The 20,190-nt window shown below is 38.4% G+C and carries 16 protein-coding genes and 4 pseudogenes; 3 read left to right on the top strand and 17 right to left on the bottom strand.

The window, feature by feature from the left end; translation table 11 throughout:
• The first annotated feature begins 73 nt into the window (after positions 1-73).
• A complete protein-coding gene (locus tag IGJ87_RS01630) occupies positions 74-1,393 on the top strand; it encodes an IS1380-like element IS1678 family transposase (RefSeq protein ID WP_002323333.1) in 1,320 nt (439 codons plus the stop codon).
• A 239-nt stretch (positions 1,394-1,632) separates the two neighbouring features.
• On the opposite strand, the pseudogene IGJ87_RS01625 reads toward IGJ87_RS01630, so the two are convergent.
• From IGJ87_RS01625 to IGJ87_RS01555, 15 genes and pseudogenes are all read right to left on the bottom strand, one after another.
• A pseudogene (locus tag IGJ87_RS01625) lies at positions 1,633-2,237 on the bottom strand (NUDIX hydrolase).
• 448 nt (positions 2,238-2,685) lie between these two features.
• Complete coding sequence (locus IGJ87_RS01620; protein ID WP_002319525.1) at positions 2,686-3,306, bottom strand: AAA family ATPase; 621 nt, start codon at positions 3,304-3,306, stop codon at positions 2,686-2,688.
• A gap of 1 nt (position 3,307) precedes the next feature.
• Positions 3,308-4,177, bottom strand: a complete 870-nt coding sequence (locus tag IGJ87_RS01615) for a class II fructose-bisphosphate aldolase (protein ID WP_002328728.1) — start codon at positions 4,175-4,177, stop codon at positions 3,308-3,310.
• A 22-nt stretch (positions 4,178-4,199) separates the two neighbouring features.
• Positions 4,200-4,607: a hypothetical protein gene (locus tag IGJ87_RS01610; RefSeq protein WP_002327509.1), complete on the bottom strand. Its 408-nt coding sequence runs from the start codon at positions 4,605-4,607 to the stop codon at positions 4,200-4,202.
• 18 nt (positions 4,608-4,625) lie between these two features.
• Positions 4,626-5,915 (bottom strand): PTS sugar transporter subunit IIC, encoded by a 1,290-nt coding sequence (locus IGJ87_RS01605; protein WP_104770913.1) that lies wholly within the window; start codon positions 5,913-5,915, stop codon positions 4,626-4,628.
• Positions 5,916-5,941: 26 nt separating this feature from the next.
• Entirely contained in the window at positions 5,942-6,244 is a 303-nt protein-coding gene (locus IGJ87_RS01600) for a PTS sugar transporter subunit IIB (RefSeq protein ID WP_002287534.1), read from the bottom strand.
• 24 nt (positions 6,245-6,268) lie between these two features.
• Positions 6,269-8,362: a BglG family transcription antiterminator gene (locus IGJ87_RS01595; RefSeq protein WP_002287536.1), complete on the bottom strand. Its 2,094-nt coding sequence runs from the start codon at positions 8,360-8,362 to the stop codon at positions 6,269-6,271.
• A gap of 488 nt (positions 8,363-8,850) precedes the next feature.
• Positions 8,851-9,615 (bottom strand): TIM44-like domain-containing protein, encoded by a 765-nt coding sequence (locus IGJ87_RS01590; RefSeq protein ID WP_104770914.1) that lies wholly within the window; start codon positions 9,613-9,615, stop codon positions 8,851-8,853.
• 110 nt (positions 9,616-9,725) lie between these two features.
• Positions 9,726-10,595, bottom strand: coding sequence for a triphosphoribosyl-dephospho-CoA synthase MdcB (mdcB, locus tag IGJ87_RS01585; protein ID WP_002319518.1), 870 nt, complete (start codon positions 10,593-10,595; stop codon positions 9,726-9,728).
• Positions 10,596-10,619: 24 nt separating this feature from the next.
• Positions 10,620-11,704 (bottom strand): annotated as a pseudogene (locus IGJ87_RS01580) (acyltransferase family protein).
• 26 nt (positions 11,705-11,730) lie between these two features.
• On the bottom strand, positions 11,731-12,321 hold the full coding sequence (locus IGJ87_RS01575) for a malonate decarboxylase holo-ACP synthase (RefSeq protein ID WP_104770915.1): 591 nt from the start codon (positions 12,319-12,321) through the stop codon (positions 11,731-11,733).
• Positions 12,322-12,324: 3 nt separating this feature from the next.
• A complete protein-coding gene (mdcD, locus tag IGJ87_RS01570; RefSeq protein ID WP_002328723.1) occupies positions 12,325-14,001 on the bottom strand; it encodes a biotin-independent malonate decarboxylase subunit beta in 1,677 nt (558 codons plus the stop codon).
• Positions 13,991-14,290 carry a malonate decarboxylase subunit delta gene (locus IGJ87_RS01565; protein WP_002287548.1) on the bottom strand — a complete coding sequence of 100 codons (300 nt, stop codon included), beginning with the start codon at positions 14,288-14,290 and terminating at the stop codon, positions 13,991-13,993. The genes mdcD and IGJ87_RS01565 overlap by 11 nt, the downstream gene beginning before the upstream one ends.
• A gap of 101 nt (positions 14,291-14,391) precedes the next feature.
• Positions 14,392-15,957 (bottom strand): malonate decarboxylase subunit alpha, encoded by a 1,566-nt coding sequence (locus IGJ87_RS01560; protein WP_104770916.1) that lies wholly within the window; start codon positions 15,955-15,957, stop codon positions 14,392-14,394.
• A gap of 6 nt (positions 15,958-15,963) precedes the next feature.
• Positions 15,964-16,875, bottom strand: a complete 912-nt coding sequence (locus tag IGJ87_RS01555; protein ID WP_002319511.1) for an ACP S-malonyltransferase — start codon at positions 16,873-16,875, stop codon at positions 15,964-15,966.
• Between the two features lie 119 nt (positions 16,876-16,994).
• On the opposite strand from IGJ87_RS01555, the pseudogene IGJ87_RS01550 reads away from it, so the two are divergent.
• Positions 16,995-17,851 (top strand): annotated as a pseudogene (locus IGJ87_RS01550) (LysR family transcriptional regulator).
• 186 nt (positions 17,852-18,037) lie between these two features.
• On the opposite strand, the gene IGJ87_RS01545 reads toward IGJ87_RS01550, so the two are convergent.
• Positions 18,038-18,400 carry an MmcQ/YjbR family DNA-binding protein gene (locus IGJ87_RS01545; protein WP_002287552.1) on the bottom strand — a complete coding sequence of 121 codons (363 nt, stop codon included), beginning with the start codon at positions 18,398-18,400 and terminating at the stop codon, positions 18,038-18,040.
• Positions 18,401-18,588: 188 nt separating this feature from the next.
• Positions 18,589-18,771, bottom strand: a complete 183-nt coding sequence (locus IGJ87_RS01540) for a hypothetical protein (RefSeq protein ID WP_002294711.1) — start codon at positions 18,769-18,771, stop codon at positions 18,589-18,591.
• On the opposite strand from IGJ87_RS01540, the pseudogene IGJ87_RS01535 reads away from it, so the two are divergent.
• Positions 18,746-20,184: pseudogene (locus tag IGJ87_RS01535) on the top strand (helix-turn-helix domain-containing protein). The gene IGJ87_RS01540 and the pseudogene IGJ87_RS01535 overlap by 26 nt on opposite strands.
• The last annotated feature ends 6 nt before the right edge of the window (positions 20,185-20,190 follow it).

Raw genomic sequence — 20,190 nt, 5'->3', positions numbered from 1 at the left:
AAGTGATGAAAAAAGAACCCCTTTCTGCTATGGTTAAAGTGACTAAACCAACCAAAAGAAAGGAGTTCTTTTCATGACTAGCTTACACAAAAACCAAGTAAAATTCAATTCAAATATCACTATTTCTCATACAGGTGGTCAATTATCGAGTGATTCGGGTCTCGTCCTAGTGAAAGAGCTGATGAACATCTTTGGTTTTTCTGAACTGGCTAAGCAACACATTCACATTGAAGACGAACGAGCGTATTTTACTCATGACAACTTATCCATACTTGAGCAGTTCATTATGCAATTAATTGCTGGTTACTCAGCTGATTCTGCAGCTAATCTCCTGAGACAAGATCCTGTGTTTAAAGCTGTTTTAGATAGGAAAGAACTCGCTTCTCAATCTTCACTTTCCCGATTTTTAGATCGACTATCTGAGGAGAATATCCATGAACTTCAAGCTTTGAACCAAGAACTTATCGATAAAGCACGCCTCATCCGTAATGATACGGAATTAATCATTGATTTAGATTCGACCCATTCAGATACATTTGGTCACCAAGAACAAACGAATTATAATACACACTACCAAACCTATGGTTACCATCCATTGGTAGCTTTTGACGGATTGACTGGTGACTTCTTAAAAGCTGAACTACGTTCAGGAAATCAATATACATCAAAAGGCGTAAAGGAGTTTCTCACACCTTTATTAGAGCACTATAATCACTCTCTACCAAACACTGACATCTTGGTTCGTGGAGACAGCGGGTTCGCTACACCTGGTGTGTATGATTCGTGTGAATCAAAAAAGAGTCATTATGTTATTCGACTGAAGAATAATCGTAGACTAGGTCAAATAGCTGAGAAATCAGTACTTTATGGCGATAATCAAAAGTGGGAAGAACGAGAAGTTCAGTACTTCTCGACCACTTATCAAGCACAATCCTGGTCACAAAGTCGTCGCGTGTGTATACGCTCAACACGTGAAGCGGGCGAACTACTCTTTCGACATGAATTTATCGTGACGAATCTATCAGAAAATGTTTCTCCTGATACCATCTTTTCTATCTATGCCAAACGTGGCACAATGGAGAACTTTATTAAAGAAGCGAAAGCTGGCTTTTACTTTGACAAAACAGACAGTCCTCGCTTTTTGGAGAATCATGTCCGAATGATGCTCAGCTTGATAGCTTACAACTTAGTCAACTTCTTAAGAACGATTGGCTTTGAAGAAGTCCAAAAGGGAATGACCATTCATTCTATTCGATTGAAGTTTCTGAAAGTTGCTGGGAAATTAGTCCAAACGGGTAGACGAGTCTATCTCAAATTATCTAGTTATCATGTGTATCAGAATGAATTCTACAGGGTCTTTGCTCGCCTGAGGCGAGGCAGTCAATGGATCTAATCCAACAATCTAACGATTTTTTTACTGGGAAGTTATCCAGGGAGAAGTATGCTCAAAATGCCTTACACCCAAAATTTATTCCTCAATATTTTTGAACAGTGAATGTTTGAAGTAACTTTTTAGTCAAAATCAGTTGATAGGGATATTAGTGATACATATTTCAATAAAATGTGCCAAAGAATTAAAGCTATGAATTATTCAGGAGTAAAGTATATTCTTTTCTTCTTTTACGAAAAAGCTCAATCACAATAGATCTGGTTTTTGTTTTCTAAAATAAGTAACTGTTTCTTCGTTGTTCGCTTTTCTGATAGCTTTGGCAACTCTTCTATACTAAAAAATCCCATGTTGGAAGTTTCATTATTCTCAATAAACTTGGCCTCTTCACCGTGGATCGCACAAGCAAAAACAAGTTTATAATACTGAAAAAGCTGTGGAATATCTTTTTGTTTATTCGTATCAAAAACTGCTCGCAACTGAGTAGTTTCTACTGTTAATCCTGTTTCTTCATAGACTTCTTTACGCACATTTTCTTCAGGAGACAATCCTATTTCAGCAAATCCACCAGGAAGTGACCATTCTTTCGTCCGTTTATCTTCGATTAGTAGGACCTTGCCATCTTTTTTGATATAGGCACGAACATCTACTTTTGGTGTTGGATGTCCTTCTCCAATCGTTGTGAGCGCTTTTATTTCTTCGAAAGTTTCTTTTCCTATTTCACTGATCAGTTCCAATGAAATCGTCCGGATCTCTCAAAACGCTCTTTATCAAATACATCTTTTCCATAATATAGACCAGCTTGAGAAAGTGCGAGTAGTCTTTTGTATTGAGCCAACTTCTTGTTCATTCTCTTCCCTTCTTTTTTAGCAAATGTATGACTATGTAATCAAGTATAGAAGACTAGTTTAATTACGGCAAATAAATATAATGAAATCTGCAATAAATAAAAGAATGTTAAAAAACTCGAGAACAAAAGACATTCGACTTCTCTGGGGCTGTGAATAAATGGCGTTCAAAAGCTTGCATCTGCGGTAATAAGCCCCACCAAACGAAAAATATGACGAGCTATTCTTGTCTGGCTGTTCTTATTAATTGAGGCAGGACAGCTTTTTCACAACCTCTTCCTTAAACGGTGTTCTCCTACCAACTCCTCAGTCACAAGTCACAATATTCATCAAACATGAGAAGCTGTTTCTTGAAATTGCTCCTTGTGACTCGGTGCTGAACGGTAGGCTCACGACCTCTCGGTAAACGGCGTTCAAAAGCCAATTTTTCGATATTAAGCCATTTCTTTGTTACTTATTGTCATTGATTTTTTTTTCTAATTTATCCAATAGTGGAGTGTAATCCACTTGAGTATAGTCTGTTACATCAAATTCATATAGTGTTCCTAACTGGAATTTGTCATATTTTCGGTCGGCGATGATCTTTTTGAATGCTTCTTTCGTAATATGATTGGTCCCTTTCGTTCGATCTTCCAATACGTCACCATAGTGATAATGATCCATGATATAGCTCAAATGACGATCTGATTCACGATCACGTTTGTACCGACGTTGCCATAACACTTCAAAGTCTGCTGTTAGGCGAATCGTGATCACCTGATATCCGTATCTATCTGCTAATTCTTGGAGTCGTGCTTTTTGCTTATCACTAAAAGGATACTCGGACACAATCACTTTCTTTCCTGCTTCCATATACAAATCAAGTGCTTTGTAATAGAAAGGATAAACTTTCGTCCTTTCTTGTTCCGCCCGTTCTTCCAAATTGTTAAACCCGATGGATTCTGCATAGTATTCCTTGATTTCATCGAGCGTGATGGCATACATATCTGGAAATCGTTCCCGTAGTTTATTCATAAGATATGTTTTTCCTGTACCAGGACTACCAGCCAGAAGAATGAAATACTTTTTCATCTCATTTATTTCCTAAGTTAATTGGACTTTCCAAGTTCATAAACAGTCCAATCTTATGCTTGACAATTTCTTTTACTGCTTCATTTGCTGGAATCACATTATGGCGAAGAGACTTGTTGATTTCTGTTTCACTAAAGGTTTCTTTAGCTACTTTCGTCCAGTTGACTAAAAGCTCCGTTCCAACATTGAATTTGCGGATCCCGTTATTGATCAATTCAGGATAATCTTCTTCTTTCACACCTGTTCCTCCATGGATAACTAGGGGGACATCAACTACTGCATCGATTTCTTTCAGCAAGGGAATGTTTACTTCTGTTTTTGATTTGAATTGTCCATGATTCGTACCGATAGCAATAGCTAATGCATCCACGCCTGTAGCTTCTACAAATTTCACTGCGTCTTCCGGTCTTGTATATACCTTGTCATTTTCAGCGACATGGATTCCTTCTTCTGTACCGCCGATTGTTCCAAGTTCTCCTTCTACGGAAACACCGTGCGCATGGGCATATTCTACTACTGCTTTTGTCTTCAGGATATTTTCTTTGAAAGGCAGATGGGACCCATCATACATGACAGAAGTATATCCGCTGTCGATTGCTTCTTTGATATCATCAAAGTCTCGGGCGTGGTCTAAGTGCAAGACTGCATCAACCATTTCTTCTTCTGCAATAGCTGTCATTACATTGACTAACACATGCATGCTGATATATTTAGCGGTATCGACACTTGTTTGAATAATGATTGGCGAACCCATTTCTTTTGCTGCGCCTAGCATGGCAGGAAGCATTTCTAGGTTATGCGTATTAAAAGCTCCAACTGTAAAATTCAACTCTTCTGCTGTTTTTGTTACTTCTTTCAATGTTGTATACATCTTTTATTGCCACCTTATCTTTTTATTTGTTTCCTTTGATCGTTACTTGTTTTGCAATTTGTCGCATCTCATCCATTTTGCCCATGTAGTAATCGATCCCTTGATCATCACCAGCACGAGCAGCATCTGAACGCTTCTGGTTATAGAGGCTCATCAGTTTTTTATACCCATCTCCGATCGTCTGTTTATTTTCCAAGCTCTTTTCTAAATATTGGATGGCTTGATCGTTCTCATACAATTCAGAAAATTTAAGTCCAACTTGTTCATAAAGTTCCGCTAATTTATGCCTATCTTGGGTAGTGGAAATCTCTTGTTTCAATTGTGTAATCTCTGATTGAATCTTTTCGGTCGCTTCTGGCGATAGGGCTTTTTCTTCTTTTGCCAGAACTTTTTTCGGTTCTTTCTCTTTTTTCTTAAAAAATCCAAACATCATTTTCCCTACTTTCAATTAAAATGCTTTCAAAACTGGGCTTAAGATCCAGGCATATAAGAGTGCTGCGGCTACTGTATCTACATCGGTTGCTGTAGCATTGATGAATCCCATCGAATTAAAGATCGTTACTAGTAAAGCGGGCAATAATGTAATAAAGAAACCATGAGCAATACCGCCAATGATCGCTCCTCGGCGTCCGCCAACTGCGTTGCCAAATATCCCTGCTGTCCCTCCGGCAAAGAAATTGGTTAGCATACCAGGTAAAATCATCGCTAAGCCGAACATGGGCAAAGTAAACATGGCAATAATCGTACCAATCGTTGTCGTAATGAAACCTAAAATGACAGCATTTGGGCTATAAGGAAAGAAAACTGGACAATCTAAGGCAGGGATCGCATCAGGAACTAATTTCATAGCTATCCCTCGAAATGCCTGCACGATTTCACCTAACAGTAGACGTACACCAGCTAGCAATACATACACACCCACTACGAATTGGATGGCTTGTAAAAAGGCAAACATGATATAGTTTTGATCTCCTGATAATTCAGAAGCGAATGGTTCGCCTGCAAATAAAACAGTGATGATATATAGCGGGACCATCACGACCATGACAGACAAATAAGTATCTTGCAGAAATTCGAAATGTGTCGGCAACTTGATATCTTCGATCGACTTTTTATTTTCGCCTTTCTCACCAAAAAGCTTAGCAACACCGGCTTCAAATAAGTACCCGATCGTACAAAAATGACCTAAAGCAATATCATTTGATCCAGTGATTTTACGAATGATCGGTTGCGCTACTGCCGGCATAGCAATGGCGAAACAAGCTCCGATAAAACCACCGACCAAGATCAATACGATCCCTCGCAGACCGGCAAAATAGCCAAAGACTGTCGTCATCGTTGCCATCCATAAAATTGCTTGACCAGTTAAAAAAATGTACTTCCATTTTGTGAAACGAGCCAAAATAATATTGAATACAAAAATGGCTAAGAACGTCAGTGCAATATCTCTACCTAAACCCAAATCATTCATTGCTTGACCATTGATAGATTCAATAGAAGGGATGATCCCTTGCATATGAAATCCTTCAGTAAAGATTTTCCCGAAATAAGTTAAACTTCCAACGATGATGCTCGAACCGGCACTCAACACTTGAAATCCTAGGAGTGTCTTTAACGTGCCAGAGATGACTTGTCCTGCTGATTTCTTCTGCAGTAGTAGACCCAACATAGCAATCAATGCAATGGTGATCGATGCCTGAGTCAAAATATTTTCGATGATAAAATTGATAACGCTCATGTTTTTACCCTCTTTTCTTTTTGTATTTAGATAACTCCCTTATCTTGCAGAACTGGGGTGATTTTTTCTTCAATTTCATTTTTTGAAACAATATTTTTCAAATAGATCATCGCCGTTTTAGGATCAACTGCGAACTTTTCGAACTGCGAACGAAAATTTTCTGCTGTGATGATCACATCTGGTTTCATGGAAACTGCGGAAGAAATATCACAATGGTCCAGTTTGGCTTCTACTCCTAATTTGTTCAAAACATCCTCAGCAGACATCTGTGCTGCAAAACTACTTCCTAAACCTGCGCCGCATACGAATAAAATGTTCAATTTGTTCATCTTTGTTCTCCCCCGTATCATTTATTATTTCTCAACTACTGAAAAAAGCAGTTGTTTGAAATCTTCGATATTTGTGCATTCAATCAATCGATCCAACTTCTCTTCGTTGTTGATCAATTCAATTAGTTCTTTCATGATGTTCAGATGCGAGTAGGAGTCTACTGCTGCCAAACAAAAAATAATCTTTACTGGATCCATTTCAGGATTACCGAAATCGATTGGTTGCTCAATCGTAGCTACGCTGACTCCTAATTTATTGACCCCATCTTCTGGTCGGGCATGGGCTAGTGCCATGTGTTTGCCAATCACGATATACGGTCCGTAATCATTCACTGCACGAATCATCGCTTCGACATAGCGCTCTTCGACAATGTTTTCTTTAACCAATGGTCTAGCAGCTAGTTCAATCGATTCCTCCCAAGTAGTGGCTTTTTCTTTGATCATGATATTGCTGTCCGTCAAAATATCTTTTAACATAGGCTGGATCTCCCTTTTGTTGATTTCTAAATTGTTTGTTTCGAATAATTTTTCTAACTTGCCATAGATGATTCGATCTACTCGGCCACCACTTTCTTTCATGACATCTATTATTTGAGTGAATAACTCCGTCGATTCATGACTGTTAGGCTCTAACCGCTGTAGTTCTTCATTTCTTTTCAAAAAGTCTTCTATAACCAAGATATTCGTCTCAGTTAAAATCGGATCGACAACTAAAAGCGGCTTATTTCGATAATTCAATTGAAAGGTGCTGAAAACCAGATTGACATCCAATTTATCTACTAATTCGATTTCTTTTGAACTTAAAACTGCAGTAATCTCGATCTGAGGAAACTTTTCTTTCAGATTCTCTGCTAACAGATTTCCAGTAGCCATCCCATGGTTACAGACAACGACTGATTTATAAACATAATTCAAGTCTCGCTTGATTACACTGGCGATCGTCGAAAAGTGGATGACAAGAAAAGCTATCTCGTCCTCCAGTATCTTGCCACCAATTACTTCTTCGATCGTAGGAACAAAATGAGTGACTGCGCGGTAGATTGGGAAATAATTTGTTCGGATGTTTTCTTTCAATGGATTCATGACTTGGATATGATTCTTGATTCTTACAATCAGTGCAGCCATGTGCTTATAGAGATTTTCGAATAAAGCTTCTTCCTTTAGATGGAAAGGTACGTGTGTCTCGTTCTCTACAAATTGGATCAATTGGATCGTTAGTAATTGAGCTTGTACCCACTCGATTGAATTGGAGATATCTCTAGCATTGAACGTCTCAATAGTGAAACGAAGATAATTTCTTTCTACTTGCGGGACATTGTCCAATTGAAATTCCTCGATCATGTGGTCAATAAATGCAGAAAAGCTACTGTCTTTTATTTCTGTATTTTTCCAATTAATGGCAGAGATAAATTCATGTTTCCTGATTCGCTGGATCCAGATCAATGTAAAAAGCAGGATTTGTTTTTTATAAATATCATCTTCTTGTTTCAACAACTTATTGGAATAGATCTCCTGTATTTTTTTGATTTCCACCAAAGGAAAATAATGGAGAAAGATTTTTTGAGCCGGTGTTAATTGTGCATCTTGATTCATAAAGAAGTCGGTCATTCCCAGATTCTGATTGATAAAATCATAGATCATCGTACGGATAGATCGTTCTGAACCTTTATAAACCAGTCCTTGCTTTCCATAACTGACGATCTCTATCCCATAACTGACCAGTGTTGCTCGTAACCGTCTCATATCTTCATCTAATGTACTTTTAGAGATTTGAAATTCTTCTTCTTTTTTGTTTAGATGGATCGGGATTCGGCTGTAAGCAACGGCTAAAACTAGATCAAAAATACGTTCGCGCCGATTCAAAAAGCCGTCTTTCACATCTTTTATTTCAGTTTCTAATCGAGCTTGCTTTTCCTTTTCCAGCTTCAACAAAAAACCTTTGTTGCGAATTGTACGGATCTCCGGAAGCTTTTTACTGCTCAACCAGATATTCGCTTCAAGAACTTCCTGACGGATCGTCCGCTGACTGACATTGAACTCACTTGCTAGATGTTTTGCTTTTACTGGATATTGGGCTGTCATGATTCTGTGAAGTATTTCAATTGTTCTTGTTTTCATAGAAATGATCTCCTTCTGATTTCAAGTATATGGTTCCGCTTACATAATAAAAAGTAGATATTTCTGCCACTTGAAGTGGAAAGAAAGTAAGCAAAGCAAACAAAAAATAAGCCATATGCTTTTTCATCTCCTCAACGAAAAAGACATACGCCTATTATTACAAAAATTTTGCCCATCTATACAAAAAAGAGGTTGTGAAAAAGCTGTCCTGCATCAAGTAATAAGAACAACTAAACTAAAATAGTGCTTCCTATTTTTTGTTTGGTTGTTCTTATTATCGCAGATGCAAGCTTTTGAACACCATTTAGTGGAGAAGTTGTGACAGAGATGTTCAGCCTTGAACGATAAGAAGCGATTTTGAAAAATAGCTTCCCATATTTTACAAAATCGTGCCTTATTGCCGATAGGCTATCTCTGGCACACCGTTTATTCAGAAAAAGGAGTTGCGACAAGGCTTTTGTCACAACTCCGTTCATAAATATTTCCTGTCAATCCAGCATAATCGGCTGAATAAAATCGGCTTGCCATCTTTTTTCTTTCTCAGAAAAATCAAAATACCATATCTGAGAAAAATACTGTCGTTGTGTCTTACTTCCTGAGATCAATCGCCCATCTTTTCGATCGACTGAATAATCACAGCATCTGAAATCAATTCGGATGGCAAAACTATTTTCGTGGATCTGTCGATAATTTCCTACTTCCTGAATAGTTATTTTTTTAGTATGATTTCTTACACCGTCTGCTTTGTTTTTTTGCAGAACTTTCTGATTTTCGGCAAACAGCTTGTCTGTATAACAGCTTCTGGCTTTTTCAGGAGTTTCTTCTTCCCAAGCGGATTGGATCTTCATGAATATCTTTTGGATTTCCAGAAACTGTGCTTTCTTTTCTTTAGCCGTTCCTGACATGCGGGACAATATCTCCGCTTTCAGCCTTTTCTTTTGTCTTTTATTCTTGACGATAGAAAAAGCAGAAACCCCTCCTACTGACAAAACAGCTAATGCAAGAAATCCCGTTTGCTCATAACTAGAAGGACCTGTACTTGGACCATAATACCCATAAGAATCTCTGCCGTAAGAACGACTGCCAAAATAACTGCCCCCATATGAACGACCGCCAAATGAACCTCTGCCCGAACTTCGACCGCTAGATGTACCTCCATCATGACCACCCGCGACAGCGAATCCTTGGGTCGGCAGAGCAAACAAACATAGGCCCACTAACAAAATGATTGCTAAATAATTGATTTTTTTCATTGTCTTCCTCGTTATCTTTTATTACAAAAAACTATTTTTATCATAGCCTTGCTAAAAGGAAGAGTCAATAACCAGATGCATAAACTGTTTTTTTAGCAATTTTGTCTTATTTAGTCATTGAGTAACATCGAACAGATGTATGTGTCGGCAGTCCATAATTCCTCTATCTTCAGCATGAACAAGCTTGCAGACAAGAGATCTGCGCTTCCTCCAGGAGAGATTTGGTTTTCCTGACAAAAGTGCAACAGTGCTGTAAATGGACGATTTGGTAAAGCACTTTGACTAGCAGCATGAGCAAGTTTTTGCATTTCCACTAACGTTTTCTGATCACTGCGATGCAATACGCATGTGTCATCTAGCGAACTCATCAAAACTAACAACATATGCATTTGTTTCTGTACATATGAATCATTATCTAGCTCCTTAGCTGCTTGGATTGCAAGCCTGATATGCGGATACCCTAATATTGCTTCTTCATATGCACCATTTACGCCATATTTTTGCTTCACCCTATGACCATGAGTGTTTTTTTTATGACGATATTTTGTATCAGGAAAAGCAGCAAGCTTGCTGACATCATCAAGTATTTTCGATAAAGAAAAAGGCTGTTCCATACTGATTTTTTGTGCAATGACACTGATCAATAGCCCCATTGCCCAAATCGCTCCTTTATGGGTATTGATGCCATTTGTAGCAATCAGCATTGCCTTTTCCGCTTTTCGCCCAATCTCAGCAATTCTTTCTCTTAACTCCTGATCAATAGCATGATGCCATGCTATTTGAGCCATTTCTTCAAAAAAAGGAGTTAGCGTCTTAGCAGACTTAAGAAATAAAGCATAGTCCATATCGGAATGTGCACCCGCATCCAGTGCATCCACTAATCCAGGTTTTGGACTTAATGTTACTTCTGCGATCAATGCTTCCTCTACCAACGCAGCGAGTTGCTGAGTCACTGCTTTTTTTCGTTCGTCATTTATCATGACACTCACTCCTTCTTCCTACTATTACTTGCTGAAACCTTTTTTGATAGCTACCCAAATGATATGAAGTAACCAGCTTAAAGCAAATGCACAACTTGCCGTCATTAGATAAGCTACAAGAATCATGACTCCTGAAGGTAACTGCAGCCAACTATCTTTAAACAATAATAACAGTACTTGGAAAACAAATACATTGGCTAAATACGTACGATAAGCATAAACAGACAACCATTTGAACAATGGCAATTTTGGCGAATCGTTTACAATCATTTTGGAAGCGCCTATGAAGACAGCAAAGATGATGACTAAACTGTATAAACTTTGGATCGTATTCAAGTAAGGCGCATTCGCAAAGCTCAAGTCTCCTGGATGTGCGAGCAATGAACGGACAGAAAAGAACGCGATAACTAAGGCAACAGGTAAGAAAAGATAACGTACTCTGTCCAAATATTGATAAACTTTTTCATGATAAACAAATGCGGCTACCCCATAAATCCCGTAAATCATGAAACTAGCAACAAACCGATCTAACAAGTACCAGCTGTCATGATAAGGCCCAGTCAATACTTGTGTTTGATAGAACAGATACCATGCGACATATAAAATCGTTGAACCAATCAATACTGGCCATACATATTTTTTATTAGCAAATACTTTGTAACCGAGCCAAACAAAAAACGGCATGAACAATTGGATCTGCAGCATCATAACGGTATACCATAAATGAGGCGCTCCATCACCTGTGACATATTTCAGTAAAAAGCTTGCAGTATCGTATACGGAGTTTGTTGTTGGACTGCTGGAAATAGCCAAAGATAAGCCGTCGTCCATAGAAGATACGGAACGACTAGTTCAAAAAACTTTTCTTTCAAAAATTCCCAATAAGACAAATGCTGGCTTGTTTTTACCATATTATAAACAATTGCAAAAATAAACATTGGTGCTGTGTATTTAACGATGACGTAAAAGGTACCAAGAAAAGCTGTATTTGTTGCGCTGTGGCTGTTTGCCAAAGCAAAGCTCAATATCGTTTGCATCATAACAGCCTTTACAGCTGATACTTTCTGGAAGTCACTTACGTTGATTTTGATTTTTTTGTTTTCAAACATCTCTTTCTCTCTCTTTTTCTTTATTATCAAAGTTCTTTAGTTAATTTAGGTCCTTCGACTGTTTTCAATAGAATTTTTTTCTCTGGCTCTCTCAAATACTCTTTTAGTGAAAAACCGCCTTGCCGAGTCACTACTTGGGTATCGAATTGCTCAAAAAAAGCAGGATGCGATTGAATTACCTGAATTGGCAATTCAATCGGTGAATTTGCGTACAGTAGCAAATCAAAATCACTGGTTTCTTTTACTGCCGGAATCCCAGTCGATAATTCAAATCCTAAGCTGCCGCCGATTCCCCATTTACATCCTGATAATATGTTTCTAGCAGCATGAAATTGCTGATAAACAGGATAATCCATGATTTTCTCTTGTCTATACGATTCTTGTTCGATGATGTCCCACGGATGAATGACTTGTTTGACGGCATGTTTTGAGATTTCTGTTGCCCATCTCTGATTGCGGGCAGGTCCACGTAAACCAATCGGTAGTATTTCTGCGTGATCCGTCGACGCACGACGAACTGTTCCGAACATCTTTTCAGTTAGAACGACCCATTCAGGCAAGGTGAACCCTTCTATTTCATGTTTATCAAAAAGGACAATACCATGTGCTTGAATCATTTTTTATGCATCCCATTCTTCGTCCATTTTGGCACGGACTTTATTTGTTTCGACACGTCCGAATGTTTTGGCTGTTTCGTTTGTGTATCGATTTGTCAGCATCGTGTCATTTGTATTGCGGACATCTTGAATGGCTTCATTGATTGCTTCGATGACTTTGCTGACATTTTGTTCTGAAGCAGCTTGGTCGGTGATATCTTCTAGGAAATGATAGATCGCTCCTAGTTTTGTATAATTATTGATATCGTAAGCGATAGCTGGAACTTTTTCAGCAGCTGCTTCGATTTCAGCAACCGAACGTTTTGTCACACGTGCAGCACTTTCTTTAGACATCGCTTGGACGGTAATTTCTTTATTGTTTAAAGCAATCAAGCGGCTTGATTGTAATCCATGTGCTAAAAATGCACCTGAAATAGCATTTCCTGCAATCAATCCAATAACTGGATGTCCAGCTTGACGGAGTTTTGCATAAGCAGCAGCACTATTAGCCAAAGCCACATGGATACCGATTAATTCTTCGTTATAGCCGTATGCTTGGCTTGGTACATCGATCACAACGATGATTGGCCGTTTCACTTTTTTATCTTTATCTTCTTCGTAAACGTGATCCAAAATTTGTCCCATGCGGAAACCTTCAACTAAACCAACTTCACCGTTTCGTACACGGTACATCGGGTTTTTAGGATCAGGTACGATTGATGTCACGATGGTTTCTTCTATGAATTTACTTGATTTACCATAATACACAGTACTAATAGAAGAAGTTGGATTTTTCATGCCAGTTAGTGCCGCAAACCAATCGTAACCAACACTTGCTGCAGCTGGTTCATTTCCTTCTGCTACTTCTGGTAAGTCAATTGATTTTGCTTGATGGTTAGCAATTGCTTCATTGTAATCGTCAATGGCCATTGGTTTTGAAAGATCTAAAGAATCAAGTAATGATAAATAAAATGCTGAGCTTTCACTGCGATGCGTGTCTTTTCGTTCGTCCATTGCTGCGATGACAGCAGCTTTGATTGCTTCTACACTATCAGTCACTAATTCATCAATGATTTTTGACTCTACCCGTTGACGAGATCCTAATGTATTCCAAATCAAGTCTTTGTCACTAGAATCAAATTCTCGAACGCCTGCTTCTTGTTCAATAACTTCTGGTCCATTCAAACCGACTCTCGCTTTTTTTGTTGCGATTAAATAACTCATTAATGCTGAAGTAATCGACATACCGCCAAATGATCCTACACGTCCTGGAATCAAACCGATGACTGGTACATATTGTTTTAGAGCAATGATTACATTTCCGATTTCTGAAATAGATAACAGTCCGTAGTTTGCTTCTTGCAAACGAACACCACCTGTATCTAGTACAATGACTGGAAAGATCTCATTTCCTTTTTTATTTTCTTCTAACACATGTTCAAGTGCAGCAACGATTTTTGCACCGGAAACTTCACCGATACCACCACCTTGGAATTTTCCTTCCATAGCGATTACTACTGCTTGTTTGCCATTGATCGTGCCACGGCTGACAACGATCCCGTCATCACTTTCAGGGACGATTCCTTGTGCTGGCAAACTTGGCGCGATGATTTGATCGAATGGATCAATCAATTCACGTCCATTGTCAAGTAGAGCGTTCACTCGTTCTCTGGCGTTTAATTCTACAAAACTATTTTTCATCTGAAAGTTCCTCCATTGCTTGCGTCAATCGTAGGTACACAACTCCTGGTGTAGCACCGAAGTCATTGATCACGATATCTGCTGAAATTGGATAACGATCAAAAAATCTCGTTAATACATTGTTCCATACTTCGCCGAAGCCATCGCTTCCTGTACAAATTTTTACAGTAGATTCTGTTTTTTCTGTTGGAAACATCAAGATTTCCAAATCTCCTGAACCGACCACTCCTACATGGATTTTCTTATTGATCGGCTGTTTCGTTGGATATTTATAAGCTAATTGTTCCATGGATCTCTCCCCTTTTTGTAAAACAGAGCATACACGTTCTGCTTATTCGTCTTTCTTCTTCCATCTGGGTAAATGGCGACAAAAGGTTTTTCTCGCCAATTTTATGACCAAGTTCTGAATTTCATTGGTGGTTCATACAGGCCATCTGACCATTCGATCAAATCATCGATTGTTTGTGCAGCTAATAATGAACGTTTCGCTTCACTGCGTTTGATACCTAGATCTTCTGGTAATTTCACGATGCCGGCTTCACGCAAGCTATCTAGTGATTCTTTCGTGCTAGTCATTCCTTCTTCTGTCACGATATGGGTAGTATCTTCGCTATAGATCATCACTGGTGCATTGGCTAAGCCTGCCTGTTTTTGAACAACTAATGCATCTAATTCTTCGACAAAGACTGGTTTTTTATTTGAACCATATGTTTCAACCATTTGAACAACTAATTTTTGTCCTTTACCTAATGGATCATCATTGTCGCGAAGTGATTGCCATGCTGGTGTAGAATGACGACGACCGCCAGGATTATGTCCCATGTTAGGCGCTCCACCAAAACCAGATAAACGTCCTTTTGTTACGGTAGAAGAATTTCCTTCGTAATCTAATTGCAAGGTTGAACCGATAAACATATCGATTGCATATTGTCCAGCTGCTTGTGATAATGTTCGGTTACTGCGCATCGTGCCGTCTTTACCGACGAAAAAGACATCTGGGCGAGCAGCAATATATTTTTCCATACCGACTTCACCACCGAAACTATGGATACTTTCAACCCAACCTGATTCGATTGCTGGAATCATCGTTGGATGTGGGTTCAATACCCAGTTCTTCGCGATTTTCCCTTTTAACCCTAGTGATTCACCATAAGTTGGCAGTAATAATTCGATAGCTGCTGTATTGAATCCAATACCGTGATTCAAAGATTGTACGCCGTGCTCTGCGTAGATTCCTTTGATTGCCATCATTGCCATTAGGATTTGCAATTCTGTGATGTTTTGAGGATCTCGTGTGAATAAAGCTTCTAATTGATAAGGTTCATCTGCTTTCACGACAACGTCTACCCAGTCACCAGGGATATCTACACGTGGTAAAGAATCGACAACTTCATTGACTTGAACGATCACGATGCCATCTTTGAAAGCTGCAGCTTCGACGATTGTTGGTGTTTCTTCCGTATTGAAACCTGTATACAAGTTGCCGTCTTTATCTGCTTTATCTGCAACTACTAAGACAACGTTTGGTATCAAATCGATGAATAAGCGTCCATAAAGTTCCAAATAAGTATGGATATCACCTAATTTCATTGTGCCGTCTTCAATCATTTGGGCGACACGCAAGCTTTGTGCACCTGCATAAGAGAAATCGATCTTGCTTGCGATTCCTTTTTCAAAAATATTCAAATGTTCTGGTCGTGAGATACTAGACATGATCAAATGCAGATCATTCACTTTTTCTGCATCTACTTTTTCAAGACTTTCTGAAAGAAAACTTGCTTGTTTTTGATTGTCGCCTTCTAATACAACTTTGTCGCCGGGAGCAATCAGTTTTTCCATTACTTCTACGATTTTTTCAGTTTCTACATACTTGCCATTGAGCAAGTTGCTGATTTTTTCCAATCGCTGCGCTTTTTTTTCGCGTTTAGAAGCCCAGTTGCGGTTTGGTTTTTCCATAATTAGTCATCTCCATTTTTGATATAGAAACGTGGCGTCATCAATACCATGTTGGTCTAGATTGATCGTACGGATCCCTTTATCTACACCAAATTTTGTATGAATCAGCTTTGTCAAAGTATTGCCGGGGGGAAATTCAATCGTCAGATCCATTCCTAATTCTTTTGCCAAGTCCATCATTTGGTTCCACTGCACAGGGAAAGCTAGATTTTCCAACAAATCTTTACGAATCTCTTCTGCGTCCTGAGTGGCTCTTCCATCCGTATTTTTTATATACAAACATCTGGCATCAGATAGATGGACAGACTGCATATACGGCTTGAATTTCTTGACCGTATCATTCATCAAGAGACAGTGAGATGGCACAGGGACTTTCAGCAGCTTCGCTGTTTGCGCTTGGTGCCGTTTGGCTTCTGCCAACGTAACGGATAAACCTTCGATACTCCCAGATAACGTATGTTGCATCGGACAATTTTCATTTGACAGATAAACTGGATGGTCAGGATCAAATGTTTTGGCTACCATTTCCTCTGCTTCGCTTCTCGTCACACCTACTACTACGCCCATTGCATAACCGCTTGGATATGCTTCTTTCATCAAGACTGCGCGGTGATAGACTAGTTCCGCTGCATTCTCAAATGTCAAAGATCGACAAGCAACAGCTGCACAAAAAGCACCGATCGAATGTCCTGCTGCAATATCAGGCTGAATACCGTTTTTTTCCATTTCATCTAAATAAAATACTGCTTTTGTCAGTAATGCTAGCTGGATAAAAACCGTATCTTGATAGTTTTCTTCTTTATCGACTAACCGATACCCCGTCACATTTTCTAAACGTTCCATGTACATTTCAGGGATATCCGCTAACATCCCTAACTTCTGACTGCCTTGTCCAGGAAATAAGAAACCTGTACTCATGAGCCTCGCCTCCTCAGCACTTACTTTTTCCACTGCTATCTTAGTCAATTTCTGCTATAATAAAAAATGCCAAAAAAAGAAAAAACCATAACAAAAAGGTATGGATGGGATGGATAATTATGAAATTGCTTCATCTGCAGTATTTTAAAAAAGTATTCGAAACAAAAAATGTTACCCAAGCAGCCAAAGAATTATTTATTTCTCAACCTGCCTTGAGCCGTGCGATCAAACATTTGGAAAACGAATTAGGTGTCCCTTTGTTTTACCATAGCGGCAGAAACATTGAGACGACCGTTTATGCAGAAGAATTTTATCCATATGCAGTCAAGACATTAGACACATTAGAAGAAGGAATCAATTATTGTCTTCGGTCAATGAGAAGATCGTTACTTCCGTCATATTGTATTTAGAGGTAGCTTCTGTTTCTATTCCGAACTTAGTCCGAATTTTTATGGAAAAGCATCCTGATATCCAATTAACGATCATGCAACATCATTTACCAGATGATATTACCGATCCTGTACTGTACATCACTTCGGAGATGAAGCCTGGCATGACCAATATTCCTATCATGAAAGAACCTGTTTATGTCGCCATTCCTAAGAAACATCCTCTTGCGAAAAAAGAACATCTGCAATTAGAAGATATCCAGCGCCCCCCCATCTTGATGCTGTCAAAGAGCAACGCCTTCCGTCATACACTGGATGCAGCACTTGAAGCGAAAAGTATCGAATTGACGATCAGTTCGACGACAGATGATCCTGCGACATTACGTTCTATTGTCAAGCAAGGATTAGCTGTTAGCTTTTTCCCAAAAGTTTCTTGGTCTTACGATAAAAATGATCCTTTCGTCTTGCGGGAAATCAAAGATTTGCCCTTGACACGAACAATTTATTTATCTTCTAGCTTCACAGAAGATCATCCTTTGATCAAAATGATTGCAAAAACGATGCGGGAATTTTATTTAGGAAAATAAAAAAAAAAGAGCTGGGACAAAATTCTTGTCGCAGCTCTTTTTTCGAACAAACGGTGTTCCAGAAGTAATTTCTTAGAAAATAAGCCGAAATTTCCCAAAAATTTGAGAAGCAATTTTCGTAAATTCCTTCTTATTTCTTGAAGCTAAACATTTCTGTCACAACCTCTTCTCTATTGTCCTAGACATTCATTGCGTTGATTTAAAACTTCCATCAATCAAATCTGCTAGTTCATCTAGCTTTTCTATTTTACGTAGATCAATAGAGATCCAATGTTCTTTATTCATGTGATAGGCTGGAAAATACCCCTCTTTTCCTCGCAAAATTCCGCCAAGTTCAGGATCGACCTTCAAATCAAGAATATTGATGATCCTATGGTCACTTGCATCATCATAGATTTTTTCTTCTGGAACAGACATCAGGACCCCAAACCATTTTTTGCTTTTTTGATGTCTGAATACGCAATAATCAGGAAATTTTTTAAAAATATATTCTGGAGACAAATTGTATGTTTCATTGATGTGATCGATTAGTTCTTTTTTCGTTAGCATCTGCTTCCATCTCTTTCTTATTGATTCGCTTTATTCAAAGATACCACGTAAGAATAGAAAAATGAATACAAGTAGCTGCTAATCAAATACTTCGATATTTTTCTTTTTTATCAACTCTTAAATGTTCAATCCGCCTGTGTTGGTCTTGCTATCATCTACTATTAAAATGTTGATTATTGTTTGCCCACCTATTTTTTGATTTTAGTGGTATCATTTTTCAAGTTCATGATGAAATTCTTATCATCAGTAAATGCTCCAGAAAAATAAACAATGATTGAAAAATCAGTTGAAACTTGACCACCGTTTATTTTCTCCGTATTCTTAGAATAGAAGGGAGTCTGATTGATGTATTCACTAATGAAAAAAATCATTACCGAAAAAGATATTCGACGTCATGTTTCTTTAGTAGAACAATTGCTGAATCATACAAAGATAACCGTAAATGAATTAGCTGAAATCATAGGGACAACCGAACGAACGATTTATTCTGACCTTCAATCTATTCGCTCTCAACTGCCTGAAGGCTGGGACATCATTAGCGATCAAGCAGGGATTAGTTTGCAAAACCAGCAAAATTTATTAGCAAATGACCTTTGAGAGATTTTTTTCAAACAATCAGTCAGTGTCGAACTATTGAAAAGTCTGCTTTTTACAAAAAAAGTTGCTGTCCCTGATTTTCTAGCCGACCATGGGCTTTCTTATGGGACATTGAAAAGACATGTGACTAAAATCAATCAGCGTTTAGCAAGTTACGACTTGCAGATCGATTTGACGAAATATACCGCTTCTATTCTTGGGAAAGAGCGTGCGATTCGCACTTTCTATCATCGACTGCTGATTCCTTTTACTCATAACAACTATTTTTTCGAAGATTATTCGATTCATGAATCCCATTATTTTCAATTTTTAAAAACAATAAATCGAACGGAGCTAGCGGTTGAAACAGAAGAGATTTTTGGAACATGTTGGTTCTTTATCAATACGATCCGTATAAAAGCGAATTGCCGATTAGATTCTTCTATCCATATCAACAGTACACTCTCCTCCCTGTATGACTCTGCATTGAAAAAATTGTATTTAACGGAAGGTATTTATCTCAAAGACACTGAGCTTTCTTTTGCTTCTTTCTGCTTTCTGGAAAGTTGGAATTACAACAATAACTATGGACAAGAAACCGCTTGCTGCCTGCATCATTCTCCATTTTTCGAACGCCTCGAAACGTTTGTAGAGGAACTAGCTTCAGAGCTGTCTCTTGATCAACTAAAAAAACATCTCTAACTGATAACTTGGCTCTTCTCGTATTAAAATATCATGAATCGCCGATATTGATTGAAGCATTGGACCGTCAATACCATTGTTTTTTAGAAACATATGATCAGCAATATGCACATTTGTCTCAACAGAAAGAGAATTTACTGAACGATCTAAAAAAAGAAATGGAAATCAATGAACCGAATTTCTTCCTTCAACTCTTATCTTTACTGATCCAACAAACGATTTTTTCTATCAAACCGAATTTGTTCAATGTCTATTTTATTTTCCAAGGAGAACCTTCATGGAAGGCATTCTTGCAGCAGGAATTAAAAGATTACCTGGGAAAACGTGTCTGCTTCTTACCTATCAAACTAACCGATCTTTCCACTATTTCTTTCGAAAAAACAGATATCTTGATTTCCAATTTCCCGCTGGATTCTCTAGATATCCCTATCGTATACATTTCTTCTATTCCTACGAAAAATGAGCTCAATCGTTTGACTGAACTCACTTTCAAAACTTTTTTATAGTAACGG

The organism is Enterococcus sp. DIV1411a (assembly GCF_050531945.1).
Classification (GTDB): Bacteria; Bacillota; Bacilli; order Lactobacillales; family Enterococcaceae; genus Enterococcus_B; species Enterococcus_B faecium.
Note: the sequence above shows the minus strand (reverse complement) of the source record. Positions and strands in the feature narration are given on the sequence as shown.